Origin of the sequence: Pedobacter gandavensis (assembly GCF_032678745.1) — a bacterium.
GTDB lineage: Bacteria > Bacteroidota > Bacteroidia > Sphingobacteriales > Sphingobacteriaceae > Pedobacter > Pedobacter gandavensis_C.
In genome coordinates, this window is record NZ_JAVTST010000006.1 from 330,824 (window position 1) to 356,915 (window position 26,092).

23 protein-coding genes are annotated in these 26,092 nt (G+C 41.6%); 4 read left to right on the plus strand and 19 right to left on the minus strand.

From position 1 onward, the window contains the following. The 10 genes from R2S10_RS19230 to R2S10_RS19275 all read right to left on the minus strand — a co-directional run bounded on the left by R2S10_RS19230 (position 1) and on the right by R2S10_RS19275 (position 10,472). Positions 1-1,242, minus strand: a complete 1,242-nt coding sequence (locus R2S10_RS19230; protein ID WP_316842037.1) for an efflux RND transporter periplasmic adaptor subunit — start codon at positions 1,240-1,242, stop codon at positions 1-3. Beyond that, positions 1,220-2,554 carry a TolC family protein gene (locus R2S10_RS19235; protein WP_316842038.1) on the minus strand — a complete coding sequence of 445 codons (1,335 nt, stop codon included), beginning with the start codon at positions 2,552-2,554 and terminating at the stop codon, positions 1,220-1,222. The genes R2S10_RS19230 and R2S10_RS19235 overlap by 23 nt, the downstream gene beginning before the upstream one ends. Beyond that, positions 2,520-4,457, minus strand: coding sequence for an efflux RND transporter permease subunit (locus R2S10_RS19240; protein ID WP_316842039.1), 1,938 nt, complete (start codon positions 4,455-4,457; stop codon positions 2,520-2,522). Before R2S10_RS19240 ends, R2S10_RS19235 begins: the two co-directional genes overlap by 35 nt. Then, on the minus strand, positions 4,450-5,751 hold the full coding sequence (locus tag R2S10_RS19245) for an efflux RND transporter permease subunit (protein ID WP_316842040.1): 1,302 nt from the start codon (positions 5,749-5,751) through the stop codon (positions 4,450-4,452). Before R2S10_RS19245 ends, R2S10_RS19240 begins: the two co-directional genes overlap by 8 nt. A gap of 115 nt (positions 5,752-5,866) precedes the next feature. Further along, on the minus strand, positions 5,867-6,232 hold the full coding sequence (locus tag R2S10_RS19250; RefSeq protein WP_316842041.1) for a heavy-metal-associated domain-containing protein: 366 nt from the start codon (positions 6,230-6,232) through the stop codon (positions 5,867-5,869). Positions 6,233-6,327: 95 nt separating this feature from the next. After that, positions 6,328-6,726, minus strand: coding sequence for an HYC_CC_PP family protein (locus tag R2S10_RS19255; protein WP_316842042.1), 399 nt, complete (start codon positions 6,724-6,726; stop codon positions 6,328-6,330). Between the two features lie 111 nt (positions 6,727-6,837). After that, complete coding sequence (locus R2S10_RS19260) at positions 6,838-7,407, minus strand: helix-turn-helix transcriptional regulator (RefSeq protein WP_316842043.1); 570 nt, start codon at positions 7,405-7,407, stop codon at positions 6,838-6,840. A gap of 91 nt (positions 7,408-7,498) precedes the next feature. After that, on the minus strand, positions 7,499-7,903 hold the full coding sequence (locus R2S10_RS19265; protein WP_316842044.1) for a hypothetical protein: 405 nt from the start codon (positions 7,901-7,903) through the stop codon (positions 7,499-7,501). Between the two features lie 74 nt (positions 7,904-7,977). After that, complete coding sequence (locus R2S10_RS19270) at positions 7,978-8,190, minus strand: heavy-metal-associated domain-containing protein (RefSeq protein WP_316842045.1); 213 nt, start codon at positions 8,188-8,190, stop codon at positions 7,978-7,980. A gap of 53 nt (positions 8,191-8,243) precedes the next feature. Beyond that, positions 8,244-10,472: a heavy metal translocating P-type ATPase gene (locus tag R2S10_RS19275; RefSeq protein ID WP_316842046.1), complete on the minus strand. Its 2,229-nt coding sequence runs from the start codon at positions 10,470-10,472 to the stop codon at positions 8,244-8,246. Between the two features lie 286 nt (positions 10,473-10,758). Here R2S10_RS19275 and R2S10_RS19280 point away from each other — a divergent pair, with 286 nt between their 5' ends. Beyond that, a complete protein-coding gene (locus R2S10_RS19280) occupies positions 10,759-11,007 on the plus strand; it encodes a hypothetical protein (protein ID WP_316842047.1) in 249 nt (82 codons plus the stop codon). Positions 11,008-11,054: 47 nt separating this feature from the next. Here the strand turns inward: R2S10_RS19280 and R2S10_RS19285 are convergent, their stop codons facing one another. The 8 genes from R2S10_RS19285 to R2S10_RS19320 form a co-directional block, all read right to left on the minus strand. Then, positions 11,055-12,032: a pepsin/retropepsin-like aspartic protease family protein gene (locus tag R2S10_RS19285; protein WP_316842048.1), complete on the minus strand. Its 978-nt coding sequence runs from the start codon at positions 12,030-12,032 to the stop codon at positions 11,055-11,057. Beyond that, on the minus strand, positions 12,032-13,297 hold the full coding sequence (locus R2S10_RS19290; RefSeq protein WP_316842049.1) for a thioredoxin family protein: 1,266 nt from the start codon (positions 13,295-13,297) through the stop codon (positions 12,032-12,034). Before R2S10_RS19290 ends, R2S10_RS19285 begins: the two co-directional genes overlap by 1 nt. A gap of 110 nt (positions 13,298-13,407) precedes the next feature. After that, positions 13,408-14,904 (minus strand): PKD-like family lipoprotein, encoded by a 1,497-nt coding sequence (locus R2S10_RS19295; RefSeq protein WP_316842050.1) that lies wholly within the window; start codon positions 14,902-14,904, stop codon positions 13,408-13,410. A gap of 18 nt (positions 14,905-14,922) precedes the next feature. Continuing rightward, positions 14,923-15,693 (minus strand): DUF4843 domain-containing protein, encoded by a 771-nt coding sequence (locus R2S10_RS19300; RefSeq protein ID WP_316842051.1) that lies wholly within the window; start codon positions 15,691-15,693, stop codon positions 14,923-14,925. 23 nt (positions 15,694-15,716) lie between these two features. After that, on the minus strand, positions 15,717-17,129 hold the full coding sequence (locus tag R2S10_RS19305; protein ID WP_316842052.1) for a RagB/SusD family nutrient uptake outer membrane protein: 1,413 nt from the start codon (positions 17,127-17,129) through the stop codon (positions 15,717-15,719). 32 nt (positions 17,130-17,161) lie between these two features. Continuing rightward, the gene (locus R2S10_RS19310; protein ID WP_316842053.1) at positions 17,162-20,578 is read right to left on the minus strand and encodes a SusC/RagA family TonB-linked outer membrane protein; all 3,417 of its coding nucleotides are present in this window, start codon (positions 20,576-20,578) and stop codon (positions 17,162-17,164) included. A 43-nt stretch (positions 20,579-20,621) separates the two neighbouring features. Further along, positions 20,622-21,662: a FecR family protein gene (locus R2S10_RS19315; protein ID WP_316842054.1), complete on the minus strand. Its 1,041-nt coding sequence runs from the start codon at positions 21,660-21,662 to the stop codon at positions 20,622-20,624. Positions 21,663-21,775: 113 nt separating this feature from the next. Beyond that, positions 21,776-22,363: a sigma-70 family RNA polymerase sigma factor gene (locus R2S10_RS19320; RefSeq protein ID WP_316842055.1), complete on the minus strand. Its 588-nt coding sequence runs from the start codon at positions 22,361-22,363 to the stop codon at positions 21,776-21,778. Positions 22,364-22,578: 215 nt separating this feature from the next. Between R2S10_RS19320 and R2S10_RS19325 the strand changes: the two genes are divergently transcribed. From R2S10_RS19325 to R2S10_RS19335, 3 genes are read left to right on the plus strand one after another with little or no spacing between them, the layout of a single operon-like run. Beyond that, positions 22,579-23,169, plus strand: a complete 591-nt coding sequence (locus R2S10_RS19325; protein WP_316842056.1) for a porin family protein — start codon at positions 22,579-22,581, stop codon at positions 23,167-23,169. A gap of 28 nt (positions 23,170-23,197) precedes the next feature. After that, positions 23,198-24,271 (plus strand): sensor histidine kinase, encoded by a 1,074-nt coding sequence (locus R2S10_RS19330; RefSeq protein WP_316842057.1) that lies wholly within the window; start codon positions 23,198-23,200, stop codon positions 24,269-24,271. Next, positions 24,258-25,001 carry a LytTR family DNA-binding domain-containing protein gene (locus tag R2S10_RS19335; RefSeq protein ID WP_316842058.1) on the plus strand — a complete coding sequence of 248 codons (744 nt, stop codon included), beginning with the start codon at positions 24,258-24,260 and terminating at the stop codon, positions 24,999-25,001. Before R2S10_RS19330 ends, R2S10_RS19335 begins: the two co-directional genes overlap by 14 nt. Here R2S10_RS19335 and R2S10_RS19340 read toward each other — a convergent pair. Then, positions 24,998-25,912: a DUF6268 family outer membrane beta-barrel protein gene (locus R2S10_RS19340; protein WP_316842059.1), complete on the minus strand. Its 915-nt coding sequence runs from the start codon at positions 25,910-25,912 to the stop codon at positions 24,998-25,000. The two genes, R2S10_RS19335 and R2S10_RS19340, sit on opposite strands and share 4 nt — an antisense overlap. Positions 25,913-26,092 lie beyond the last annotated feature (180 nt).

Sequence of the window (26,092 nt, forward strand, 5' to 3'; positions counted from 1 at the left end):
TTAAAGCTCCTTATTTGCTGTCATTTTAATAAAACTTTCGCTGTCTACCAGATAAGCAGCATTCTTACTGATATTCCAGCTACTGATGTCCTCTTTAATCTGTACTTTTCCAGCAATGCTAATGCCTGCATCCACCACTTTAGGGACAAAGACATTTCCTTCTTTTTTGAAAACTACCCGCTTATTTCCAACGGATACCACTGCTTCCTCAGGCAACCACCAGGATGCTGATAATATCACCGGAATTCTTGCTGTTACAAGTTGTCCCACCTTGATCTTCGGGTTATTCAGGTAAGCTCTGGCAATCGTGAAGTTCTCGCCGTTCTTGAAAGTCGGTTGAATCAAACCAATCCTCGCCGTCTGGCTTTCTGTTTTATCCGAAGTTTTGTAAAAGACAAATTTGCTACCCACTCTTAAATGAGCGGCCAGAGCTGCTTTCAGAGAAAATTCTGCTACCAATTGATCAGAACTGTAAACCGTAAAGAGTGAAGCTCCTGCGGTTACATATTGTCCTTCTCTTAATAAAACCGGCGAATTAACCGGAGCCGCAGGACTGGCAGGTGTAGCCGCAGCTCCCGCATCCCCAGCCATACTGCTCATGCCATCACCGCCAGCAGAAGCTGTTGAAGCTGCTGCCGGACTTGCCACCGCAGCGGCGGCTGATTTCTCCAGGATAAATCCGGAAACATTACTATACACTGGAATGCGGTAACTCGGGGTACCATGCTTTAATAGCGCATTGATACCAGAGGATGTCATACCCAATAATAGCAAACGTTGCTTTCCTTTCTCCAACATTACCGGATCATTACCTGTGCGGTAAATGAACAACAATTCCTGCTGAGCCGCGGCCAGATCAGGGGAGTAGATCTCCATAATCAGCTGCCCCTTCTTTACCGGTTGGTAATTGTACTTGATCAAAAGTCGTTCTATTCTACCTCCGATTTTACTCGATATATTGTGCTGATTTCTCGTATCATAATTGATGATCCCTTGCACTTCTTCTGTGAAGATTTTCGTGCCATACTCCGCTTTAATTACCGGAAGAGAGGAAACCACCTGCTCATTTGAAGGCTTCAACAAATGAGCAAGATTGCTGTCTACATTTACTGTTGCAGGATCATGATGTGCATCAAACTTCTTTTTCTCTTTACAGGCGCTCAACCAAAGCATACTGATCGCCGCCAGTCCCACAAAAACGCGTTTCGGCGTGCCGGACTTAACGATATAATTCTTTCTCATAATCTACGATCATTAAATAAAGTTTCAATTTCTCATCCAATACATTGGCTTGCATCATGGTCAGCGCTTCCCAGGTGCCAATCACTTCCGGTAATTCCATTTTGTTTTCCCGGTAATTGAGCATACTCACATCCATGGTCTTTTTTAAAGTGGGGATAATCGTCTTTTCCATTGCATCAATACGTTTTTGCATCGACTGGATTTCGAATTGCATCCCGTACAACATTCCTTGAGTTTCCTGAAGCATAGCTGCTTTTTCTTTTTCCATCGCCAGCACTTCATACCCCATCCCTTTCGCTTCGGATTTATACATTTTCGAAGACCATGGGGCAATTGGGATACTCACCATTCCCATGATGCTATAAGCTTTAGGCATCATTTTCGTTAAGGGCGACATATGGTCAAAACGCAGTTTAAAATCTGGTTTTGCCTGTTTCTGCATGGCTTCAATATTCAGTTTCATAGACTGAATGCTGTAGTCCATCTTTTCAATATCCTTCCTTACCAGGGCTAAACTTCCGGTATCAATTGCCGAAGCAGGCACATAAGCTGGCTGATAAGTCTCATCTATCGCAAAATCCATATTGCCAGGGTTGTTCATTAAACTGTTTAACCAGGCTTTAGATTTGGCCATATCCCCTTCCATCATGCGGATCATATTTCTATTTTCCTCGATTTTAGCGGTAGCGCGATACACGCTGCTCAATTTCGATTGATTGAAAGGATACCTGATCTCTTCGACCTTTTTCATGGTTTCCATGATCTTTTCATTTTCTTTCAATACGGCAATTCTTTGCATCGAAACCAGCCAGCCAAAATACAGTCGCTTTGCTTGTGCTTTATATTCATTGAGTGTCACCCCTCGGGTTGCATTCTCGACTTTTCCTTTAGACTCAATGAACTTTTTATTGGCTTTGATTTTTGCAGGATTAGGAATATCCTGTTCCAGCTGTACCATAATCGAGCCTTTATCACCCTCATCCATAATCTTCTGACCAGGATAAGGGGTCATAAATGTTCCTACTCCAATCATTGGTGCCATCCAGGCCGTAGCCGCATTGGCGGTATGTTTAAAGCTTTCTGCCCTCAGCCCATAAGACTGCAACAGCAGGTTATTTCTATCAATTCTTTGCAAAATAGTATCCAGGGAAAGCACTGGCTTTTCCATTGAAGTCCCTGTTTTTTCTTGCGAAACCACTGATTTCGGCTTCGAAACCGCTGGTTTTTCTTGTGCTAAGGCCGCAAAAGGTAACATGCATACCAATGCTGCTATTCTTTTAATGCTGTACATCGTGAACCTCCAGTTTTCCATATTTTCTCAATTCGTATTCTTTTGACATTAAAAAGATCAGTGGTGTCACCAATAAAATGTGCGTAGAAGAAGTCAGTACACCACCAATCATTGGCAATACAATTGGCTGCATTACATCTACTCCAACTCCTGTAGCCCATAATACCGGCACCAGTCCAAACAGCGATACACAAACCGTCATCAGTTTTGGCCTCAATCTTCTCGCTGCACCAAAAATCACATACTCTCTTAGATCTTCTTTTGTGATCGTTTCACTCGAATTACCTTTCAATTTGATCAGCTGTGCCATTGCATCATTCAGGTAAATCACCATCACAATCCCCGTTTCCACGGCAATCCCGAACAAGGCTATAAAGCCTACAGCTACTCCTACCGAGAGGTTTACATCCCAGAAATAGATCATATATGCTCCTCCGATTAAAGCGAAAGGCACCGTAATCAAACTCAGGAAAGCTTCTCTGATCGATTTAAAAGCAAAATATAATGAGAAGAAAATGATCAACAGTACTACTGGGGCAATCCACATCAGCGTCTGTTTACCACGGATCAGGTTTTCATATTGTCCACTCCATTCCAGGAAATAGCCCTCAGGAAGCATCCCTTTCTCTTTATTCAACTTCTCCATTGCCTCCTGAACGGTACTCCCTAAATCTCTGTCCCTCACGTTAAACATTACTGCGCCACGAAGGATCGCGTTGTCGGAACTGATCATCGGCGGACCATCTTCAAACTTAATGTCGGCAACTGCCGATAAAGGCACCTCGCCAAATCCTTTGGACTGTACCGGAATTCGCTTAATCTGCTCTACACTATTTCTATATTCCTGAGCCAGGCGCACACTGATTGAAAAGCGCTGACGCCCTTCAATGGTATTCCCGATGGTTGCACCACCCAATGCCGTCTCTACTATCTGATTCACATCATCTACGTTTAAACCATAGCGCGCCAGTTCTTCTCTTTTCACATCAATAGAAAGATATTTACCGCCTGTGATCGGCTCAACGAAAAGGTCGCTTACGCCATCCGTACCTTCCAGTGCCGCTTTTACGCGTTCCGAAACAGAAGCAATCGTGTCCAGATTTTGTCCAAAAACCTTAATCCCTACATCGGTACGAATTCCCGTAGCCAACATATTGATCCTGTTGATAATTGGCTGAGTCCATCCGTTCACTACCCCTGGAATCTGCAGTTTTGCATCCAGTTCGGTGATGATGTCTTTCTTGGTGATCCCTTCCCTCCATTCACTTTTAGGTTTCAGGGTGATGATGGTTTCAATCATACTGATCGGAGAATTATCCGTTGCCGTATTGGCTCTACCTGCTTTCCCCAATACCTTGTCTACTTCCGGTACAGATTTGATGATCTTATCCTGCACTTGCAGAATCCTTTTCGCTTCTGCATTGGACACATCCGGTAGCGTTACCGGCATAAACAGAATGCTTTGTTCATCCAATGGCGGAATAAACTCCGTTCCCAGATTTTTCAACAAAGGAATGGTGATCAATAAAGCAATGATATTGATTGCTAGAGTTGTTTTTCTCCAGTTCAACACTGTTCTGATCACTGGTTCATAGAACTTCTCCAGAACCCTATTTACCGGGTTGGCACTATCAGGTCTGAATTTTCCTTTCATAAAGAAAGAGATCAGCACCGGTGCCAATGTGATTACCAGCAAAGCATCGACAATCATGATGAACGTCTTTGTAAAAGCCAGTGGGTGGAACAATTTACCCTCCTGACCTGTCAGCATAAATACTGGCAGGAAGGAAGTGATAATGATCACTGTGGCGAAGAAAACACCCCTTGAAACCTGTTTACTGGATTTAGTGATGATCGCCAGGCGCTCCTCTTCCGTAATCCAATCCGGGGATTTACGGAATCTATTTTTTAACCACTTAATCATGATTCGTTGTTTTTTGTTGTTCTTCCTCCCAAATCAGATAGCGTTCTGAAAGGTGTTTGTAAGCATTCTCACTCATGATAATTCCATTGTCTACAATCACACCGATGGCGAGGGCAATCCCGGTTAGCGACATGATGTTGGAGGAAATATCAAAAGCATTCAATAGAATAAAACTGGCGGCAATCGTGATTGGAATCTGAATGATGATACTCACTGCACTTCGCCAATGGAAAAGGAAAATGATGACAATAATTGAAACTACAATCATCTCTTCGATTAAGGTATGGGTAATAGAATCTACGGACTCCTTAATCAACTCCCCACGATCGTACACAATGTCGAATTTCACCCCTTTAGGCAAGCCTTTAGAAACTTCTTTCATCTTGGCCTTTACATTGTCGATCACCTCCGCAGCGTTCTCACCATAGCGCATCACCACGATTCCTCCGGCACGTTCACCTTCCCCATCCTGGTCAAAAATCCCCAGGCGGGTTTCTCCGGTCATCTGTACTGTGGCCAGGTCTGAAACCCGGATAGGTGTCCCATTTTGATTTTTAACCGGGATATCTGCGATCTCTTTAATAGATTTCAGGTATCCTGAGGTTTTAATGATATAACCCATATCACTCATTTCAAACTTCCTGCCACCGGACTCGTTATTGTTGCTACGCACCGCCGCAATCACCTCCGGGGCAGTCAATTTGTAATAAAGTAATTTATTGGGATCAATGGAGATCTGATATTGTTTCTGAAAACCACCAAAAGAAGCGATCTCACTCACGCCCGGTACGGTTTGCAGGGCAAACTTTACATACCAGTCCTGAATGGCGCGCTGCTCGCCCAGGTCCATATCAGGCGCATCCAGGGTATACCATAACACATGGCCTACCCCTGTTCCATCAGGACCCAGTTGTGGCGCTACGCCTTCGGGCAAAGTTTTAGAAATCGTACTGATGCGTTCCAGCACACGCTCTCTCGCCCAGTACACATCCACATCATCTTCAAAGATGACATAGATAAAGCTCATCCCGAACATGGAAGATCCACGAACGTATTTAATCTTAGGGATTCCCTGCAAATTGGTGACCAGCGGATAGGTAACCTGATCTTCGATCAGTTGCGGAGAGCGCCCCATCCATTCTGTAAAAACAATCACCTGGTTTTCGGATAGATCCGGTATCGCATCTATCGGGTTTTTCTTGACGGCATAAATGCCCCAAACGAATAGCCCCAAAGAGAGTACCAGCACAATAAACCGGTTGCGCATGGACCATTCTATAATTTTATGTACCATTTTATATTATAAATTATGAAGATGTTGAACCTTGAAATTACTGTCATCAGGAAGGGCATCTGTAAAAGCAATTGCCCCCTCAGACTTCGCTTTTACAGATTTTCCTGATTAATAATTAGTGTTTCTTAGGTGCTTTTGGCAATTTGTCGCCTGCTTCACGATCATACTGGCAACAGCCATGTAATGCATCATAAACTTCATCCTTAGCTTTGTATTTAGGGGTATCGTACCCTACTGCTGCTACTTTTTTCTGTACTTCATCATTGCTGATTTTTTTACTGTCGTAGCTAACTTTCAGCATTTTTGTTTCTGTATCCCAATTTGCAGAACTCACTCCTGGAACCTTTAAAGAGGTCTCAATCGTTTTTTTGCACATAGAACAGTTGCCCAATACTTTGATACTTTCCGTTTTTGATTGTGCGAATACCGCAGAACCAAGGAAGGTCAAACCGACCACCATAGATAATCTCAATGATTTCATAATAATTATAATTGTAAAAAATGGTTTAATAAAGATGGGTTAAGGCAAAGCCAGAACCAGGACACGGACGTGTCAGAAATGATAAAAGAAGGGTATTATATTCTGTAGGTACAGTTTTTCAGGAAGACAGGAACTTTCTGCCCATCAGGTGGTGCATTGCTTAGCGCTTCTCTGGTAACTTTAACAGGGATTTCTACCGCATAATCTAGAAATAATGCGACAGGAAGAATGGCCTGGAATGGCGGATTAAACTGGTATACCGTCTGACTGGCCGTTTGGCTCTGGTCTACTTTGGTTTCCTGTTTCTGATCTTTGCAGCAAGATTTGTCTTTAGCACTACCTTTCGGCATGCCACAAAGCTCACAAAGTTCCGTACTCTGTTTTTCCATACCCCAACTCACCAACTCTCCCATGCAATAATGGAAGTGCAGCGTTGATCCACTGGAAACCCCCAGGTAGAACATTGCAATTATGGTTAAGAGTACTTTCTTCATCAGATTCAAATTTCATAAAATTATCCGGCTTAATTTTATATAATTCTGGAATTATTTTATAAAATTAAGCCGGTGAGGCCTTAAACACTGTTCAGACTTGCTTAAAGCCGTTTAATTCTTGATTTTATCTATTGGATTCCTTAAGGATCTACCCACTGCTTTATATTTACTGGGTGCAATTCCTGTAATCGATTTAAATTGTGAAGATAGGTGTGCATTACTGCTGTAGCCCATTTTCATCGAAATCTCATTCAGATTTAGCTCTCCATATTCAATCAGCTCTTTCACCTTTTCAATTTTCTGATGAATGATAAACTTTTCAATTGTCAAGCCTTCCGAATCGGAAAACAAGCGACTTAAAAAAGTATAATCACGGTTTACGCGCATGGCGATGATGCTGATCAGACTTTGGTTTAAATTGGCCAGATCAGAATAATGAACGATCTCAATGATCACTGTTTTAATTCTCTCTACCAATTGATCTTTTTCCTTATCCATGAGTTCAAATCCAAGGATTTTCAGGGAGGAAGCAATATTTTGTAATTGTCGGTCTTCGGGTTCAGGATGTATTTGTACGCTGCCTAAGGTAATATCAGCAACCAGGAAATTCAGGTTTTCCATTTGATGACGAACGGCGGTAATGCATCGTTCGCAAACCATATTTTTGATGTATAATAACATGAGTATTCAAGCTTAATGAAGTTAAAACCGCAACGGATATTTCTGCTGCGCGATAAATAAAAAAATTGAGGATAGGACATCCTCTGCTTGATCAAATGATGAGTACCCGGTTAGAAAGGTAAATGGGTGTTTTTTTAAAGGCCGGAGTGCTGGTATGGTGCCTCCATTTCCCAATATCCTCTGCACTTTCTACCTTGGTTAGGTATGAAAAAACAGTTTGACTGCTGGCGGAAAGCATATATCTGGCTTTCAGACCTGCCGTAGCAGAAGTTTTAATGTTCTCTTTAACGGTATATTCTCCGTGATGTTGACAACAATCACAGTCTTTATCTAAAATCAGGTTTTCAGCAAAGTCATTCGCCTTGCTATCCACATGAACCTCCTGATCCCCCCATGTAAAAGTGGAAGACAGAGAGCAATGGAGCAGGCACACAAATAAGCCTGTGGTTAACATCAGGTAGAATGCGGCAAAACTTAAAGCTCCAATTTTTTTCATAGGATATACAAAGGCGGAAACCTTTTGTTGATTTCCGCCTGCAAATATACGTTTTACGCTATGAATTGAAAAAACTAAACTTCCTCTGCCTGGAAGCCGGCCTTTTTCAAGGTCTCTTTAATCAATCCGGCATCCGAAACTGATGCCGTTTCAACCGTCAGGATTTTATCCGGATTGTTCGTATCTACTTCCCATTTAGAAAGTTCTGTAAGTCCGTTCAGGTGTGGTGTCACTGTTGCAACACAACCGCCACATTTGATATTCGTTTTAAATTTTAGAGTTTCCATTTGATGTTATAGTTAAAAATGATTGATATAAAAATTGATTAAATTACTATTGACTAGCTTAGTTTGGAGAGTTTTAGCCTTAAGCTATTGCTCACTACCGATACAGAACTCAATGCCATGGCTGCTCCTGCAATCATCGGATTCAATAAGAAACCATTGATTGGGTATAATAGTCCAGCGGCAATTGGAATACCAATCAAGTTGTAAATAAAGGCCCAGAACAAGTTCTGACGAATGGTACGCACCGTTTGTTTAGACAGTTTCAGCGCTTTCGGCACCTGTTGTAAATCAGAGGAAACCAGCGTGATACTCGCCACATCGATGGCAATATCAGAACCTTTACCCATCGCAATAGATACATCTGCCTGCGCTAAAGCCTGACTGTCGTTGATCCCATCACCTACCATGGCCACTACCTTTCCTTGCGCTTGTAATTCCTTCACAAAATCGGCCTTATCAGAAGGCAATACATCGGCTTTAAAATGGTCAATACCTGCTTGTAATGCTACAGAAGCAGCAGTATGTTTATTATCACCGGTCAGCATATACACCTCAATACCTTGCGCTTTTAATGCAGCAACCGCCTTTGCTGAACCTGATTTCACCTGATCGGCAATTGCTACAATCGCCAATACTTGTGTGGCATCTGCCAGATAAATCACTGTTTGTGCCTTTTCCTGCAAGCTCAGTACTTTGCTCGCAATCGAAGCAGATACGGGAATGTTTTGGTCTTTAAGGATCTTATGACTTCCAGCCCAATATTTCCGGCCATCAACTACGCCTTCTACCCCTTTTCCAGTCAGACTTTCAAAATGACTCAGCTCCAACGTACCTACACCAGAATCTTTCAGGTGGCGAACAATCGCTTCTGCCAAAGGATGCTCCGATGCATATTCCAAAGCCATCAATACTTTTTCCAGCTCTTCTTTAGGCTGAGGGAGGTCTTTTGCCCATTCCAGGGTAGTCACCTCAGGTTTTCCTTCGGTAATTGTACCTGTTTTATCTAAAATCACTGCATTTACTTTATAGCCAAGCTCTAAAGCTTCAGCATTCTTAATGAGGACACCTGTTTCGGCACCTTTCCCAATCCCTACCATAATGGCGGTTGGTGTAGCCAAACCTAAGGCACAAGGACAAGCGATCACCAATACCGTCACCATTGCCAGTAAGCCATGTGTAAAAGCATGTTCTCCACCAAAGAGCAACCATGCTCCCAGCGTCAAGACGGCAATCAACATCACCACTGGTACAAAAATTCCGGCAATCTTGTCTACCAGTTTTTGCACCGGTGCTTTGGAACCTTGCGCATCCTGCACCAATTTGATGATTTGCGCAAGCATGGTGGCACCACCTACTTTTTCCGCTTTAAAACGGAAAGTTCCTTTTTGATTGATGGTTCCGGCAAACACCTGATCACCTTCAGTCTTTGCTACAGCTACCGGTTCTCCGGTAATCATGCTTTCATCCACAAAAGAACTGCCCTGATACACGATACCATCTACCGGAATTTTCTCTCCTGAACGCACCATCAGCTGATCGCCAATACGTACTTCTGCAATTGGAATTTCTCTTTCACCCTGCTCATCTACCAATAAAACTGTTTTCGGTTGCAGGCCCATTAGTTTCTTAATGGCTGAGGAGGTATTTGATTTCGCTTTTTCTTCCAGTAGTTTCCCAAGCATTATGAACACAATCACTACTGCCGCTGCTTCAAAATAAACATGCGGTTCCAGTCCTCTGGAATACCAGAATTCTGGCCAGAAAGTATTGAAAACACTAAAAATGAAAGCGATTCCTGTGCTTAAAGCAACCAGTGTATCCATATTAGCCCGGCCATGTTGCGCTTGTTTCCATGCGTTCACAAAAAAGCTCTTCCCAAATATGAAAAGAATTGGTGCTGTTAAAGCCATCATGTAATAATTGCCATTGGGCATGTGCATAAAAAACATACCGATGATCACCACAGGCAAAGCCAGGATCGAAGAGGCAATCATCCTCTTTTTTAATTGCTCATAGTTGTTTTTTTGTGCTGCTTCCTGTTGCTCTTTAGCACCTTCCTGCTCCAGAATCAAATCGTATCCAACTGATTGTAGTGCTTTTTGTAAGTCTGCAGGCTGAATTTTATCTTGATGGTAGGTTACTTTTACCGATTGGGTAGCATAGTTCACTTCTGCATGTTCTACTCCCTCCTGTGCGACAACCAAAGATTCGACACTGCTTGCGCAGGAAGCACAGGTCATTCCTAAAACTGGAAGGGTAAGGGTTTCTATATTTTCTTTCATTAAGGATCTTCTTTTTCCATTACAAAGATACCCCAATCAAACAGGAAGAATTTTATAGGATTTCGGGAAAATTTTATAGAATATTTAAAAGCAGATAAAAAGGCATCGCCTCTATATTCCCTGTGATTTCCTTTTCATTCGAAAGCAAGTAAGAAAAATGACATAAAACACTAATTATCAAGGCAATCACTGCACTTCACTAAAAAACCGCAAAACATTTTTCAATAAAAAACGTTCTTAATTATGCTTTACTATAAAAACCCATTTAAGTAAAATAGCGAACACCATGGCAAAGATAAACATGTGTTTTGATCATCAGGTGGCAGTAAAAATATTCTTCCTGAATAAAGACAAGATTAAAAAAGAGTCCATCATCAAATACCTGCGCAGCGATGCGGATGGCGTTTTAGAGATTTCTTTAGATGGAATCTCGGAAGGAAAATGGAAACTCAGTATGGAGTGGAATTATGAGGATAAAGAGTATTCTCTGGTTAAGGAAATAGAGATCCCTTATCTGGAAGCTGCAACGACCTAAAATCATAGTTGCAGCCCCATTTAAGTTAGCTATTCTATAACAAGGAATTACTTTAGCACTGTGGCCATGTCATAGAATTTCATGGTATTTTCAAGGTAATTGATCTGGACGTAAAAGTATTTCAGAAACTGAAAGCCGAGAATCCCGGATACGCCCATCTTTTGATCAAAATCCGGCATCGCATGTAAACCCATTCCTATTCCCTGCATATTTAAACCACCAACCCAGAGACTTTGGAGCTTACCACGTCGCACAGTTGCGCCTATACCCGAACCTTCTACCATTTTCACTTCCTGGGTTTGTTGCCATTCTTTGCCTATTCTGGATTCCAGACTTAGATCCATCACATTATCTGTAGCCCCGGTATCCATAATAAAACGGTAGGGCTGATCCGCAATCTTGACTTCCACTACCGGGAAATTATTCAATAGAGTAAATGGCATACTGATCGTGGCAGGAATCCCTTTCAATTTAGGATCTAAGATCCCTTGTTTACTCAATACCATTTCACGACTGGCAAAATTAAGGTTCAGTTGATATGATTTGAAAAATGCGCTTCCCAAAAGGCCCAGCACCTTTTCTGAACTTCCTTGATTCAATTGGCTGAGCTTTACAGCTGGCAGGTATTGTTTTTCCAGTTGTAGATTTTGCCAGGTTAAACTATTTACTTCAACGCGCTCTATGGCTACTTCCGAAGTCATTCCCTTTAACCGTTGGTTGGTCTTTTCCGTTTTAAAATGATCTGAATTCAATAGGATAAAACCATTGCTACCGGTATCCACCAATAACAAACCAGTAACGCCATTAATTTGGACGGTCACGAACATCAGTCCGCCAATAAATTTAAATGGGGACCGGATCTCTTCAGGTAAAACCTGTGTAGCACGTACTCCTGACTCCATAGGATGCGCCTTCCGAAAAGAATTGATATAATCATGAATCGCGAAAGATTTTGAAATCATTCCGCAAAAGCAGAGCATAAAAACACTGCAGTACTTCCATAAAGAACTTGTTGAAATGGCCATTAGTTACTGATAATTTGAGGTGTAGGACTAGCGGTTAACGTTCTCTTTAAGAACTCTTCCGAACTGATATCTGGGTAATTAGGTCTGGTTTTACGGACTTCTGTTAATGCAATTCCGGCATGATGCAAAGCTTTTTCCTCTTGCCCATCATAGGCATAAAGCTTGCATAAGGTTTGCTGTACCAGGTATTCTCTGGTATTTCCATGTACAATTAACAATTTTAAAGCTTGTTCATTATCTGCTTTATTTGTTCCCTTTCCAGCAATAATTAAGGCCATCTGTGCAGCCTGAGCAGGGTTTAAATGTTTCCCATAACTGGCTACAAATTCCTTTGCACGTTCATAAGCCTGTTTCTGATCTACCAGTTTCCATACCGTGACCGCATGATATGCCGCAAGAAATGCAGCGGTATCCGGTGTGTAAAATTGTCCGAGGTAAGTGACCAAGCCCTCCTCATCCACCTCATATCCTTTCTTTTGATCTGGACCTACCACCACTTTCAAAGCTCTCGACATCAGTTCCGCATCAATCACTTTCTTCAAATAACGGCTGGCTTTCTCTGCGCCTAAAACGGCAGCCAGTTTCCCTTCATTTTTTTGAAGCACCCTAAAGTACTTACTATTGCTACCAGTAGTCATAAACATGCGCATCTGCACACTTTCTAAAGAGAACAGGTCTTTTTGCAACAACAGAAATTCATCAGCCACAGTGGCCAATTGCGGATCAGCTGCTGCAGCCAGCTTATAAACGTAAGTTTTCAAGAATTCCGGTTCACGATAGCCTTCCAGGTATTTTCTTTTGTAGGAAAGCAATTGCTTCCCTGGATCAAGCGCCTCTTTTCCGATCTCAATAAAATCCGCTGGTTTTAAACCACCGCCACCTGCTTTATGGATCAGCTTACCTTCAGTATCAAAGAATAAATAGCATGGGTAGGAAGCGATTTTATGAGTTTGCTCAAAAAGTTTTGCATCGTCATATCGGCCTTTGGTAACCGCGTCATCCTTTGCTGTTTGATCCATTTGCAGTTTAAAACTGATAAAATTAGCATTGAAAAAATCACCTACCTCCTTTTGAGGAAATACCTCTTTATCCATTTGCTTACATGGACCACACCAGGTGGTAAATGCATCAACAAAAATGGCTTTCTTTTCATTTTTAGCCTTTTGCAGGACTTCCTTCCAACCCGGAAGGTTTTCAAAGTTTATTCCCTGGCCATAGGCTGTTCCTGTGATCATGCTGATGATCAGTACTAGTAGTTTTTTCATGAATAATATTTTATTGATCAGCAATGGCTGATGATTTCATAATGCTCGATTGTTTTAAAATAATCAACCCGAAGAAGGGGGAACTCCTCCAGGCTGATTAGAGAGCGTAATTATTTCCAGGCAATGCCTGTTGAGTTAAGGGAATTATATTTGTATTCAATGTCTCTGATTTTACCGAAGGACTCATAACTAGAAAAATAAGTACTGCCGATAAAAGAGCCCGTAGGATCAACTTTGAAAAAATAAACAGACCCGGTTTTACCGCTCTTGCTGTTCACTACTGCCAGCAACTGTGAACCATTGGTCATCAGTTGGTCAATAGAGATATCCGATACACCGAAAGTATAAACTACCCTGGCGATATCATTATTAAAATCATAGGCATAGATTTTATTATCCGCAGCATAGTAAGTCAGCGGATTGTTGGAAGCATTCACATATGCCGTAGCCGTAGAGAAACCCGGCGCGGTCACTTCTTTTACGCTTTCACAGTAAGTAACCAGTGATTTAAAAAAGCCAAATTTATAAACGAAGGTCTGGCCGGTCACGTTGTCTTTACCATAAGCAATTGGTTTTAAGCTGGCAAAATTTGTTGCTGAAGGACTGGTGCCTGGCTGCATGGTATGGTCAAAAAGCAAACAGGTTTTATTGCCAATATCTTCTACATTAAATTTGTCTTCCACATTTTTGGTGATAGGCATCATCTTCCCAGCCGCTTTATTGAATTTCAGGAAGCGGTGGTTGATGTCATCATAAACAAAGGCATAAGCACTCATCAACAAAGACTTAGTGGCTTTATAATTTCCGGAAGCCCGGTAACTAAAAATAAGTGGGGTACCACTACCCGTTGTAGAATGAAAGCTTCCGTTATTGATCAGGTAGTTATTCATCCCGAAAAGGTCCTGATAAATTACTGTTGGCGCATAAGCATCTGGTGAATCAAAAAACCATGCCCGGGGATTTTGTAAAAAACCAAAACTAGGCAATAAGGTATAACCACCATTTTTCAGGAACACATACAATAGACCATTACCATTGGCTAGTGATTGTACCATAGACAAGCCCGTTCCGTCTTTCAGGCGGATCGTATTATTAGCAGAGAAAGCACCATAGAAAATCTCCGGCTTTGTATTGTCCAGAATCACATCTATGTCCTGAAAACCATCAGCTTTATCATTTAAAACCAGAAAACCCTGGGAAGCTTTAGCGCGTACGATTAGTCCATAAGTTTTACTCCTCACCAATGAAGTAACTGGATCTGTTACTTCCAAATGAACATTATACTCCCCAATCGGAACCCTGACTGCGTACTTTAAATCCCTTTCGGTAGAAACCGTTTTGATACTCGTATCTCCTGTTTTTGCTTTTGCCGGAATCAGCTTCCAGCTGTAGGTTAATTTGCTACTGTCACCAGTGTACTTGACTTCCGGCTTAATTTTCAGGCTGTCTAGTTGAGCCAGGGTATAATTATCAATTTTATAAGCCGGTCCCGATAGCGTAACGGCATCTACTGGCCTAAGGTCATAGTTCCCCTTATCTTTATAACAGGAAGCAAACAATAGACCTGCCAGGGAAATGAATAACATGAGGTTAAATAATCGTTTCATTTTTTTCAGTTAATGAGGTTATGGGAAAATGATAGTTATGCCGTTTTCATCTTTTAAGGGATAGGTAAACGGATCGTTGGCAGCAGGTTTTATCGCTCCTGAGTTCAGGTCGTCCAGCAGGGAGCGCAGTTTCAATTGAAAATAAGCGAATTTAGTCCCACCAAAGATATATTTGGAAGGATCTTCTGCTGCTAATGTTGCCGCGTAATTGATCTCTGGAAATCCTAAATGGTAAAGAACAAAACGGTGTTTCTCTTTGGAATAAACACCAAAGAAACGCGCCATTCTCAACTCCCAATCCACAGGTTTCACCATAAAATTAAAGAAGGCTACTTTACTTTTCAACTGTGTACCAATGCCTACTTCGAAAGCGTCATTCGTGGCAATATTAAATGCCACGGTTTTACGGATGGTTTCCAGATCTTTTGTTTTTCTCAGAATCAATGGAAATACCCCTTTAAAGCTTCCTGCTTTAATCACACACTTTCCAAAATCAAAGTCTTGCCCTGGAACAGCGTTTGATCCTTTGGCATCAAACTCCACTTTAAACTCTCTATCTACGGAAGCCGTTCTTCCGGTCACATCCACAGGAAGAAATACGGTATCTACCAGCAGATCTCCTTTGGCTGCAAAAGAGAAATCGGCACTATCTATATACCTGGCCGAGGTACCTACCCCTAATTTTGAAAACTGAATCCGGTCTTTCCCATCATAAAATTTCACCTCTTCCTTTGTGCAGGAAGTTATTGCCAGTACTAAGCCCAGCGCTGCCCAGCTTATATTTTTCAATAACATATTATTTTTTCTCATGACTATCTTCCTCCATAAAGTTTCTCATCTTCCGGTAAAGGGAAGACATAAGTTTTTGCCTGCATTTCTATCACCGGACTATCTTCGATACGCGCTGCGTTTAGGCGTTTATAATAAAAGAAAGTCTGTCCTTCAGTGAAAAATTCTTTGCGGTATTCTTTTCTGATTTCGTTCTGCAAATCAGGTGTGGTGATAATTTGTGATAACCCGCGACTGGCCAATACCTGATTCAGGTATCCTAAGGCTGTTACCTGATCCGGAGCCGTTTCTGCAGCGATGTAAAACAGCTCAGAAATCCGCATCAATGGAATATAATTCCTAAGCAGAGTTGCACTCGTGTTGGAACCTGCCAGATCTTCATAAAGGTATTTATGAGGTATTAAATATCCCTTTACAGCCAACATCATCGGTGCCTTAAAGCGAATATCCGTTGGCTGATTGCCAAAGATATTGCTGTTCAATTTAGACTCCAGGGTATAGTAATATGGTGCGGTAGTGGTCAGGCCTGTCCCTGGCAGAAAATTCGATTCCGCCAGTTTCTCAAATTTATTACTGAACAAGGCAAACAGGTGTTCCGAATGAAATGTACGGTCGGTACTCACCTCTAGTCCTGGGGAACGTAATCTGACCTTTTTAGCATCAATCACTTCTTTTGCCTTCTCGAAAGCTAAGGTTTTGTTTCCCATATACAGGTAAATCCTGGCCTGGAGCCCTTTTACAGCGTAGATGTTCATCCTGATCTGACGATCGGCAGCACCAACAGCGCCCAAAACATCCGTAGCCATCAACTCTTCTGCCTGATCCAGGTCGGCTAGTGCTAGATTGGTCACCTCCTCCACTGTAGACAATGGGGTATTTCCCTTGCCATACGTCTTTACATAAGGCATATATTTTCCATCACCACGATTTTGATAAGATGGACCGAATAAGCGCAACAGGTCAAAATGAACAAATGCTCTTAATGCCAGCGCTTCTCCTTTGATCAGTTCATAATTACGACCGGTGAAGATGCCTTTTTTTGCATCTATATTTTCCAATATGGCATTTACCTGAGCGATGGTGTTGTATTGCTGTAACCAGGCTTTGTCAATCATCCCGCGGAATTGTCTCACTTCATAATTGAAATTCTCTACCGGTTTTAAATAGTTGACGGCCACTTCAGAGGAACTGCTTACTGAATAATCGGCAGCCATGACACTCAGCATGCCATAGGTTAACTCTCTTCCATAGGCTGCTTCGGCGGTCATCGTAACATACGCACCCACCAAAGCCTCATTAAAGCCTTGCTGATTTGCAAAAAGTTCTTCCTGCTTCATTTCTGTTTTCGGCTGTACATCCAGCCACTTCTTACAAGAGCTTAGTGTCAATACCGCCAACAATACGATCGGCAAAAAGCCGTATTTTAATTGCTTCATTGTGTTAAAATATCTTTTTAGAAATAAGACCATTATAAGGTAACATTTACGCCAAATGAGATCCGTTGTGCAAATGGATACATCGTACCACGTTCTATTCTGATGGTAGATAGACGGATAATATCATTCATACTAAGGTTCAATCGAAGGTTTTGGATTTTCAGGCGCTTGATAAAGGCACTGTTGTTAAAAGTATAACCCAGGGTGATAGCTGAAATTGTCAGGTAATTGTTTTTCTGTACAAACCTGGAGGTTGCACCTACCCTGTTGCCACCAATCGTACTGGAATAGCCACTGTATTTTGCTTCATCACCAGGACGGGTCCATTTTGCCTCATAAGCCCTTTCGTCTACGTTGTTGTTCACCACATCAATGTCTTCTACTTTAGAAAGCAGGGTGGAATTGTACAGGTAGCCACCATAAGAATAACCTCCTGCAACTACTGCATCCCAACCTTTATAGCCAAAATTAAGTCCCAGACCACCGGAAACCGTAGGACGTTCATCAGCAATCACCACCTGTTCTGCGGCTCTCCATTCTGTTCCTATACTGCCATCTCTGTATTGGTAAATCTCATTTCCGGTAGCCGGATCAATCCCCAGAGAGCGTATGGCGTAAATTGCAGATCTTGAAGCACCTTCCACGAAGATGTTTGGTGGCAAAGTAGAAACCGGGTTAAAGTCTTTACTGTAATTGTACTGCAAGTCATCAAGGATGCGTTTATTACGTTCCTTCATTGCATCAGATATTTTGGAGATCTTGTTTTTATTGGCGCCAATATTACCCCAGATTCCCAAACGCGCTTTATTTGGCCCACCGGCTAATACCCTTACATTGACACGGATGTCGAATCCGTTATTTTGAAGAGAGCCGATGTTGTCGGTAAAGCTGGCAAAACCCGTAGAAGGTGGCAGGGTTACACTCTGTAAAAGGTTGGAAGTACTCTTCCAGTAGTATTCTGAATTGACATTTAAAAGTCCTGAGAATAAACCAAAATCCAAGGCTACTTTTTTCTGACGAGTAGTTTGCCATTTCAGATCTTCATTACCCAATCCCTGGATGATGGCCCCAAAATCCTGGCCGTAGATATTTTCGGTATTGTATTTATATTTGGTCATGGCCTGATAAGGCGCAAAATTCTGACTGGCCGTTTCGGCAATGGCAGCAGTTAACCTTAAATTGCTAAAGACATTCAGTTTCTGAATAAAAGACTCTCTATGTAAGTTCCATCCTAATCCGGCAGACCATACCGGGGCGTACTTTTCTTTTGCACCAAATTGTGAAGAGCCATCTAATTTAAAGGAAAGGTCTACAAAATACCGGCTGTCGTAAGCATAGTTAAAAGTGGCCAGGAAGCCTGCCAGGCGACTGGTATTGTCCAATCCTTCAGGTCTGCTATTCTCTTTATACTGTTTGGCAAAGGCCAGATCATCCATTTTTGGATTCGGAAAGCCTTCCGCTGAAACCCGCATAATGCTGGAATTTGACTCCTTCACATTAAAGCCCGACAACAAATAGAAGCTATGTTTCTCTGCAAATACTTTGCTAAAGGTTGCAAATATAGATCCTTCATAACCGAAGGATTTACCGTTGGATATATCCAGGTCACCGCGTAAAGCATAAGCAGCCATATCCGGGGTGATTCCTGCAAATGCGGTATGATCTGCCGATCTGAAATCTTTGGAGTCAGAGAATCTTTTGTTGATTCCTAAAGTTGCCCTTAAGCGAAAATCGTCGTTGATTTTCCATTCTGAAGACAGGTTATTCACGATCTCAGTATACTGGCTGATACTTTGGGTATTCAACGTCCCGTTATACAATGGATTCAGAATAAACTTGTCTCTTTTTCCATTGGCAAAAGTCTCATATAAAAATGGAGAACCAGCACCCCCTTCTCCTGGAATCGGGAAATAAGGTTTTGCATTCACGAAATCCTGAAAGCTACCATATGGGGAAGCTGTTCCTTTTGTATTGACCACTTGAAGGTCATTTCTGAACAAGAAATTGCCTGTATTATAATTGAAAAGCATATTTCCCTGGTAATTATTACGGGAAGATCCTTTCATTACCCCTGGGTTAAGGGCTGCAGAGAAACCTACACTATATCTAAAAGCCTGATCTCCTCCGTCCAGGTTTAAAGAGTGGCGTTGCTCCACAGCGGTCTTTAAGGGTTGAGAAAGCCAATAGGTATTTGTTCCCGCTTTCAGCAATGCCAGTCGGTCGTTGTACAATTCCTGTTTGTTAATTTGCTCGGCAGGACTACTTGAGCTATACAATCCGGTACGCTTTTCAAACTCCAGTAAACGGGTAGCGTCCAACATATTGTAATCTCTAAGATCGGGAATCACCATATTGGAACTTAAAGCATAGGTTGCCCTGAGCTTGCCTGCCGCTGGAGATTTGGTCACAATCACCACTACGCCATTGGCAGATCTGCTTCCATAAATGGCCGAAGCCGAACCATCTTTTAACAAGGTTAAAGATTCAATTCTGTTCATGTCCAGGTCTACGATCCGCTCTAAAGAGGTTTCAAAGCCATCCAGAATAAACAAGGGAAGATTTGGATTACCATAAAATGTACCCCGCAAATCGCCATTTGCATAATTTTCCGTCAGACTATTTCCTCCACGGATCTCAATATTAGGCAAGGCATTCGGGTCTGAACCGGCAAGGTTGTTATCGATGATACGGAAGGAAGGGTCCAGTAAACCCAGGCCTTGAAGGATATTTCCCGAGCTAAGCTTCATCAGGTCCTTTCCGGTAAAGGTGGTAGAACTTCCGGTGTAAGTTTCCCTTTTACGGTCAGAAATACCAGTCACCACTACCTGGTTGAGTTCAGAAACGTCCTCCTTAAGTACGGTCATGATATTGGTATTTCTTCCTACCGGCACTTCTGTACGTATAAACCCGATATAAGAAAGGATCAATACTTCTTTTTCAGCGGCACGGATCTGGTATTTTCCATTGCCATCCGAAACTGTAGATCTGGAAGGATCTCCTTTAACACGAACAGAAACACCTGGCAAGGGCTTTTTCAAATTGTCGACTACTGTTCCATTGATCACCTGCAAGCTCAGGGCACCGGTAGCCTGTTCAATCTCTGCGACTTTAGCTTTCACGGCGATCATCGCTCCATCCTGCTTAAATTTCAGGAATACTTTCAATTCCAGCTCGGCCAATACATCCTGAATGGAGCGGCTTTTTTTAGGAAAACTGATCTTTTCCTGAGGGTTCAGTTTAATGGTGCTGTAATAGAATTTCACCTGATACAATTGTTCGATCTGGCGGAAGGCCTGCTCTATGGTTTTGTTATTAAAACTTAGGTTTTTCTTTTCCTGTGCTGCTGCTGATTGCAGAAAAATAAAGAAGAATACAGCGATACAGAACATACTGATCCTGCAGCAGGGTTTAATCCCATGCCGCAGCATAGCGACTAGATTTTCTTTCATAATTTGGGAAGTGGTGGTTGTAGGTTTGTTGGTTGAATTTAATTTAGTTGAAGCGGAGAATGACTTTCTCTTTTTCTATCTTGAAATTACAGTCGGTCGCAAAACAGAACATATTGAGGACCCGTTCTAAAGATTCATTTTCATAAGTACCAGAGAATTTACCCGCAAACTTCTGTTGTCCACGGATTTCAATAGGCACGCCATACCAATCTTCTAAAGCAGTTACGACTGCCCTAAAGCTGGTATCTTTAAATTTAAGCTGGCCTTTGACCCAGGACTGGCGCTGCTGGATGTCGAAAGTTTCCTTTTCCATCAAGTCTACCGATCTGTTCAGCATCACCATATCGCCAGGGAGCAGAATTTCAGGCTGATTGTCCAGGCTGGAATTATAGGCTTTCTGAACTTTTAACTTTCCGCTCAGGAGTTCCACCTGCTGTCCGGATTCATGAGGATAAGCGCGCATGTAAAAGCTGGTACCCAATACCGTTGCTTTCATATCTGAAGTTTCCAGGCTAAAAGGAAGCTCCGCATTAGGACTGATGTCAAAATAAGCCGCCCCTAATAATACTACTTTACGATTTTCCTTATTGTAACCATGGGGTACCTTAAGTGTACTATTTGCATTAAGGATCACTTTGGACTGGTCGGCAAGGGTGATGCTCATTCTTTCTCCAAATGGAGATTTATACACCTGATATTGTTCCTGCTCCTTTTTAAAAGCAAGGTCTGCCTGTTGTACTTCCTGATAATGGTTAAATAAAGCAACACCCATCACCAGCAATACCGCTGCAGCTGTTGCATACCATACCCGAACAAAGGAACGTTTTTTAGATAAGGGAAGTACTTCCTTTAATTGCTGTTGTTCCAATGCCAGTTTCTTAAATTCCGCCAATGCCAGTTTTTCCTCACGGCTTTTCAGCATTTGGTTTAAGGCGAACAGCATCTTACGTGCTTCTTCTACTGCGGCTTTATTTTCGGAAGAGGTAGCGGCATAATTTTCCCAGGTCTGTACATCCTGCACATTGCTTTTATAACAATAATTGAGAAAAGTCTGATCTAAAATGAGTTGTTCTATTGTGTACATTCGTATTGCGCTTTCCTACTAGACGGGATAAGGTTTGTTTTTTACCATATAATTCTGATATTTTTTATGCTATTTCACAAAAGACTGCAAAACAGCATTTTAAATTCAAGCATTTAGGCAAAAATCAGACTCATAAATATATTCAGGTCTTTAGGACTCAGGTTCTCTTTTATCATTTCTTCTCTCATGCGCTTAATGCCTTCGAAAAGGTTGTTATATACACTTCGGATGGATAATGAAGTTCGTTCTGCAATTTCTTCATTGTTCAGGCCTTCATAATATTTTAGAAATATAACCGTCTGACAGCGGTTCGGCAATCCTTCATAAATTCTAGATAGTTTTTCTTTAAGTTCATCCAGCGCCTGACTATTGAGCATCAGTTCTTCTGTAGAGGGTTCCGACCAGGCATCAGAGAAATCATCCAGTGATTCCATTTTATACTTCTGCGCGTTCCGGTAAGTATCAATTAGTTTCCTACGAAAAGTAGTCGAGATATAAGCTTTTACATTGCTGACCTTGCTAAAATCAGTTCCTTTTTCCAGAAAGCCTAGAAACATCTGGTTGATATTATCCTTAACAGCACATAAATCCAATCCGCTTTTTAAACCTACAAAAACCAGATAATTATAATGTTGCTGATACAATACATAAATATCGTCCGATAGGATTACTTCTGGTTGGGTTCCATTTATCACAGCCATGCTTCCGCGCTTATTAAAATTGAGACTGCAATCTACTATTCTAATTCTTTACCCTAAAATAAATTTAGAATAGAGGTTTTCTTACCGGTCGTCAACACTGCCTTACCCTTCATCAAATTATTTTCCTGGTCTTTTTATTTATCGCCCTTTTTGTACAACAAAGGAAGGCCAGTACAATGCCATTCTTCATAAATCAAAAATTAAATATCATTCAAATGAAAAAACATTTTTTATTGCCTGCAATCGCTTTGATGATGCTGGCGAACAGTGCAAAATCACAAGAAAACAGTCCGGTTCATGTTGGATTAAAAGCAGGTGCTAATTATAGCAAGTTATCCCTTTCTGCTCCGGGACTTTCCGGTAAATATGCGACAGGATTTTCGGCAGGTGCTTTGGCCAGAGTAGATCTTGGTGCTGCTTATCTGCAGGGAGAATTGCTATACAGTAAAAAATCAGGGAAACTGGATGGAGCTGCAGCAAAAGATCAGAAAGCAAAATGGTCTAGTATTGACGTTCCATTGGTAGTTGGTTATAAAATTCTTAAAACCGAACAAATGAACCTGAGGTTATTTGGTGGTGCAGTTTACAGTTATACCTTAAATGACAAAACCTCCATCTTCAAGCAGATCAATCCGGCATTCAAAGAGTTCAACAAATCGAATGTAGGTTATCAGGCTGGTGCAGGAATTGATTTAGGAAAGCTTACTTTTGACCTGCGTTATGAAGGAGCTTTAACGGATATCGATAAAACATTCAAATCCCGTCCTCAGTCCTTTCAGGCAAGTGTAGGATTTCTGATTTTTTAATCCTGCCCATTTATTTATCATCCATAAAATGAAAAAATTCCATTTAAATAAACCACTTGTCTTCATCTCTTCATTTTGGATCTTACTGGGCTTCACTTTATGGTCTCAATTGAAAAGAGACTATCCTGATCTCAATACTTTTGGCACTGCGGCCCTGATGGTTTTATGTTCTGCAGTAATTGCGCATACTTTGAGTAATGTGTTTCTGCCTATTGCTTTGAAAAAAGGTAAAATGCAGCTGTTTGTGCTGCAAACCATTTTTGCAACAGTTCTTTTAACGGCTGCAATTGCAGGAGTATTTTATGGCACTTACTGGTTAACCATTCATGGCAGTCCTTACGACAATGAGGCTCAATTAACGCAAAATGAAGACTACTTCGTAGTGTTTTTAAGAACGATCCCTTCTGCATTACTGATCATTGGCTCAACCTGCGGTTTTCAATTTTATCAGGAACACTATAAAATGGCGCAAAAACATACTTTGTTACAGCAAGCACATCTGGAAGCACAGCTGAGAATTTTACAGGACCAGATCAATCCACACCTGATGTTCAATGTGCTGAATCACCTGCACATTCTCATGAAAAAAGATGTAGAGCTGGCTTCTACCTTACTGGTTAAGTTTTCAGATATTTTAAGGTATCAGTTGTACGAGTGCAACCGGGAAACTATTGCTTTAGACAAAGAGGTCAGTTATTTAAAGAATCTGGTGGCCGTCGAAAAAATCCGCTGGGGAGATGAACTTCTGGTAGATTGTATATGGAATATTACAAATGGAAAGCGGGACATTGTCCCGCTTTTGCTCGTTCCATTTGTGGAGAATGCTTTTAAACACGTTTCCCGGTTACCTTCAGAAAAAGGATTTGTCCGCTTATCCTTAAACCAGGAAGATGAACTGTTGACCTTTACCATAGAGAATTCAAATTCCCCTAAGCCAGCCAGAAAAAATGAAAGTAGCGGTCTTGGTCTGGAAAATGTACAGAAACGTTTATTGATTCTTTATCCTGGTCAGCATGACCTGGAAATCACGCGTACAGATACCAATTTTAAAGTTGTTTTAGTTATTCATTTAGATCAAAAGGCAAATTATGTCGGTTACTAAACATACTACGGAAGCGCCATTACAATGTCTGGTAGTAGACGATGAGCCTATTGCCCGAGCAGGAATTATAGACTTTATTGATCAGGTAGATTTCCTACAGGTAGCCGGTTCCTGCGGAACTGCTATGGAAGCTTCCGATTTCATGCATAAGAACCAGGTAGACCTTTTGCTTCTGGACATCAATATGCCTTATTTATCAGGTTTGGAGTTATTGGAATCCATGGAGAACCCCCCTTTAACCATCCTGACTACTGCTTATTCTGAGCATGCGCTGGAGGGATATCGCCTACAAATTCTGGATTACCTACTCAAGCCAATTACTTTTCAGCGCTTTCATCAGGCAGCTACTAAAGCCAGACAAACGCATCAGTTACAGCGCCTGCAAAAACAGCCTCAGCCTCTGGACCCTTTTTTATTTGTACGTCAGAAAGATAGTTTTAAAAAAATCCAATGGGCGGATATCTTGTATGTAGAGGGGATGCAGAATTATGCAAAACTAAAATTTAAAGATCAGGAACTGATCATCCATCAAACTTTAGTTTCCTTAGAAGAGATATTGCCCAGTGATCATTTTTTCAGGATCCATAAATCTTATCTGGTCAATATCTCTAAAATTGATGTAGTGTCGGGAGGAAGAATTTTCATTGGGGAGCATGAGCTGCCAATTTCCCGACACCGGAGGGAGGATTTATTAAAAGAAGTAGTTTACAACAAACTCATTAGCCGTTAACGCTTTCCAAAATTCCATTTGAGACCTATGGCTCCATAAGCTGTGGTCTCAAAATGCGGTGGATTATCTTCCTTAGTCTTAAAGAAATCTTTCAGCTTCCTACTGGTAAATTCCATCGAACGGTATAGTGAAGCCCCGGCTGTAAGCTGTAATGTCAGGGATTTACCCAACTTAAATTCTGGTTGAAATCCAGAGATCACCTGTAGGTAAGAAAGTAATGCTTCGTCTTTTCTGCCCACATCAGCGGTCATAGAACTCACTTCTGCCACTGCTTTAAGTCTGATTCCTTCGCTCGCTTTGAAAGCCAATTCTACCTTCTCCGGGAAGTTGACCATGATCTGGAACTTGCCATTTGTTTTCCAGTTTAAAAAGATTGCAGGCAATACCATTGGTACGCCAAAAGTATTGGACACCACCGGTCCTACACCCAAGGCCAGATTTGGATTAAATTGCTTAATGAAAATCACCCCACCCATTACCAGGATGTCCTGAGAAGAGATGCCTTTCATATCGGTATATACTCCTGCCGAAGCCATGAACATCATGTTCCAGCTTTTGCCCAATGGCCTGATGTGCATCAGTCCCACACTCGCATTGAGCAGCTCCTCTGGAAATAACTGCGTTTCATAATTTTGATTTTTAATCCTGGCATAAGAACCACCCAGGGTAACTGCCCAGACTTTGGCCCTGCCCAGGGAATCCACTTTCATAGATAAGGGAATGCTGATGCCACCTTCAATTCTTCTCATGTCACTTTTCTGTTCCGTTTTCCCGGCATCGCCCGCTGGAATATATCTGGATAAAGGGATGTATTCTGCTTTTAGTCTGAGGCCCGACAACTCTGTCTGCGCTTTACTTTCCAAACTGATCAGGGCAATAAATAGCAATAAGCCGTAATTAAGAAATTTCATAACGTTTTTCTGTATCAATGATTAAATAAATTATTCGGCGAAGAACGCTAGGATTAGGGCCATGTCGAAATATTATTGACCACTGGTAATTCCATGTTGACAAGCGGCTTAACTTTTTAATATTGAATAAGATTATCAGAAATTTAACCCGAGTTTCATTTTTTTAATACATTTGCAGCT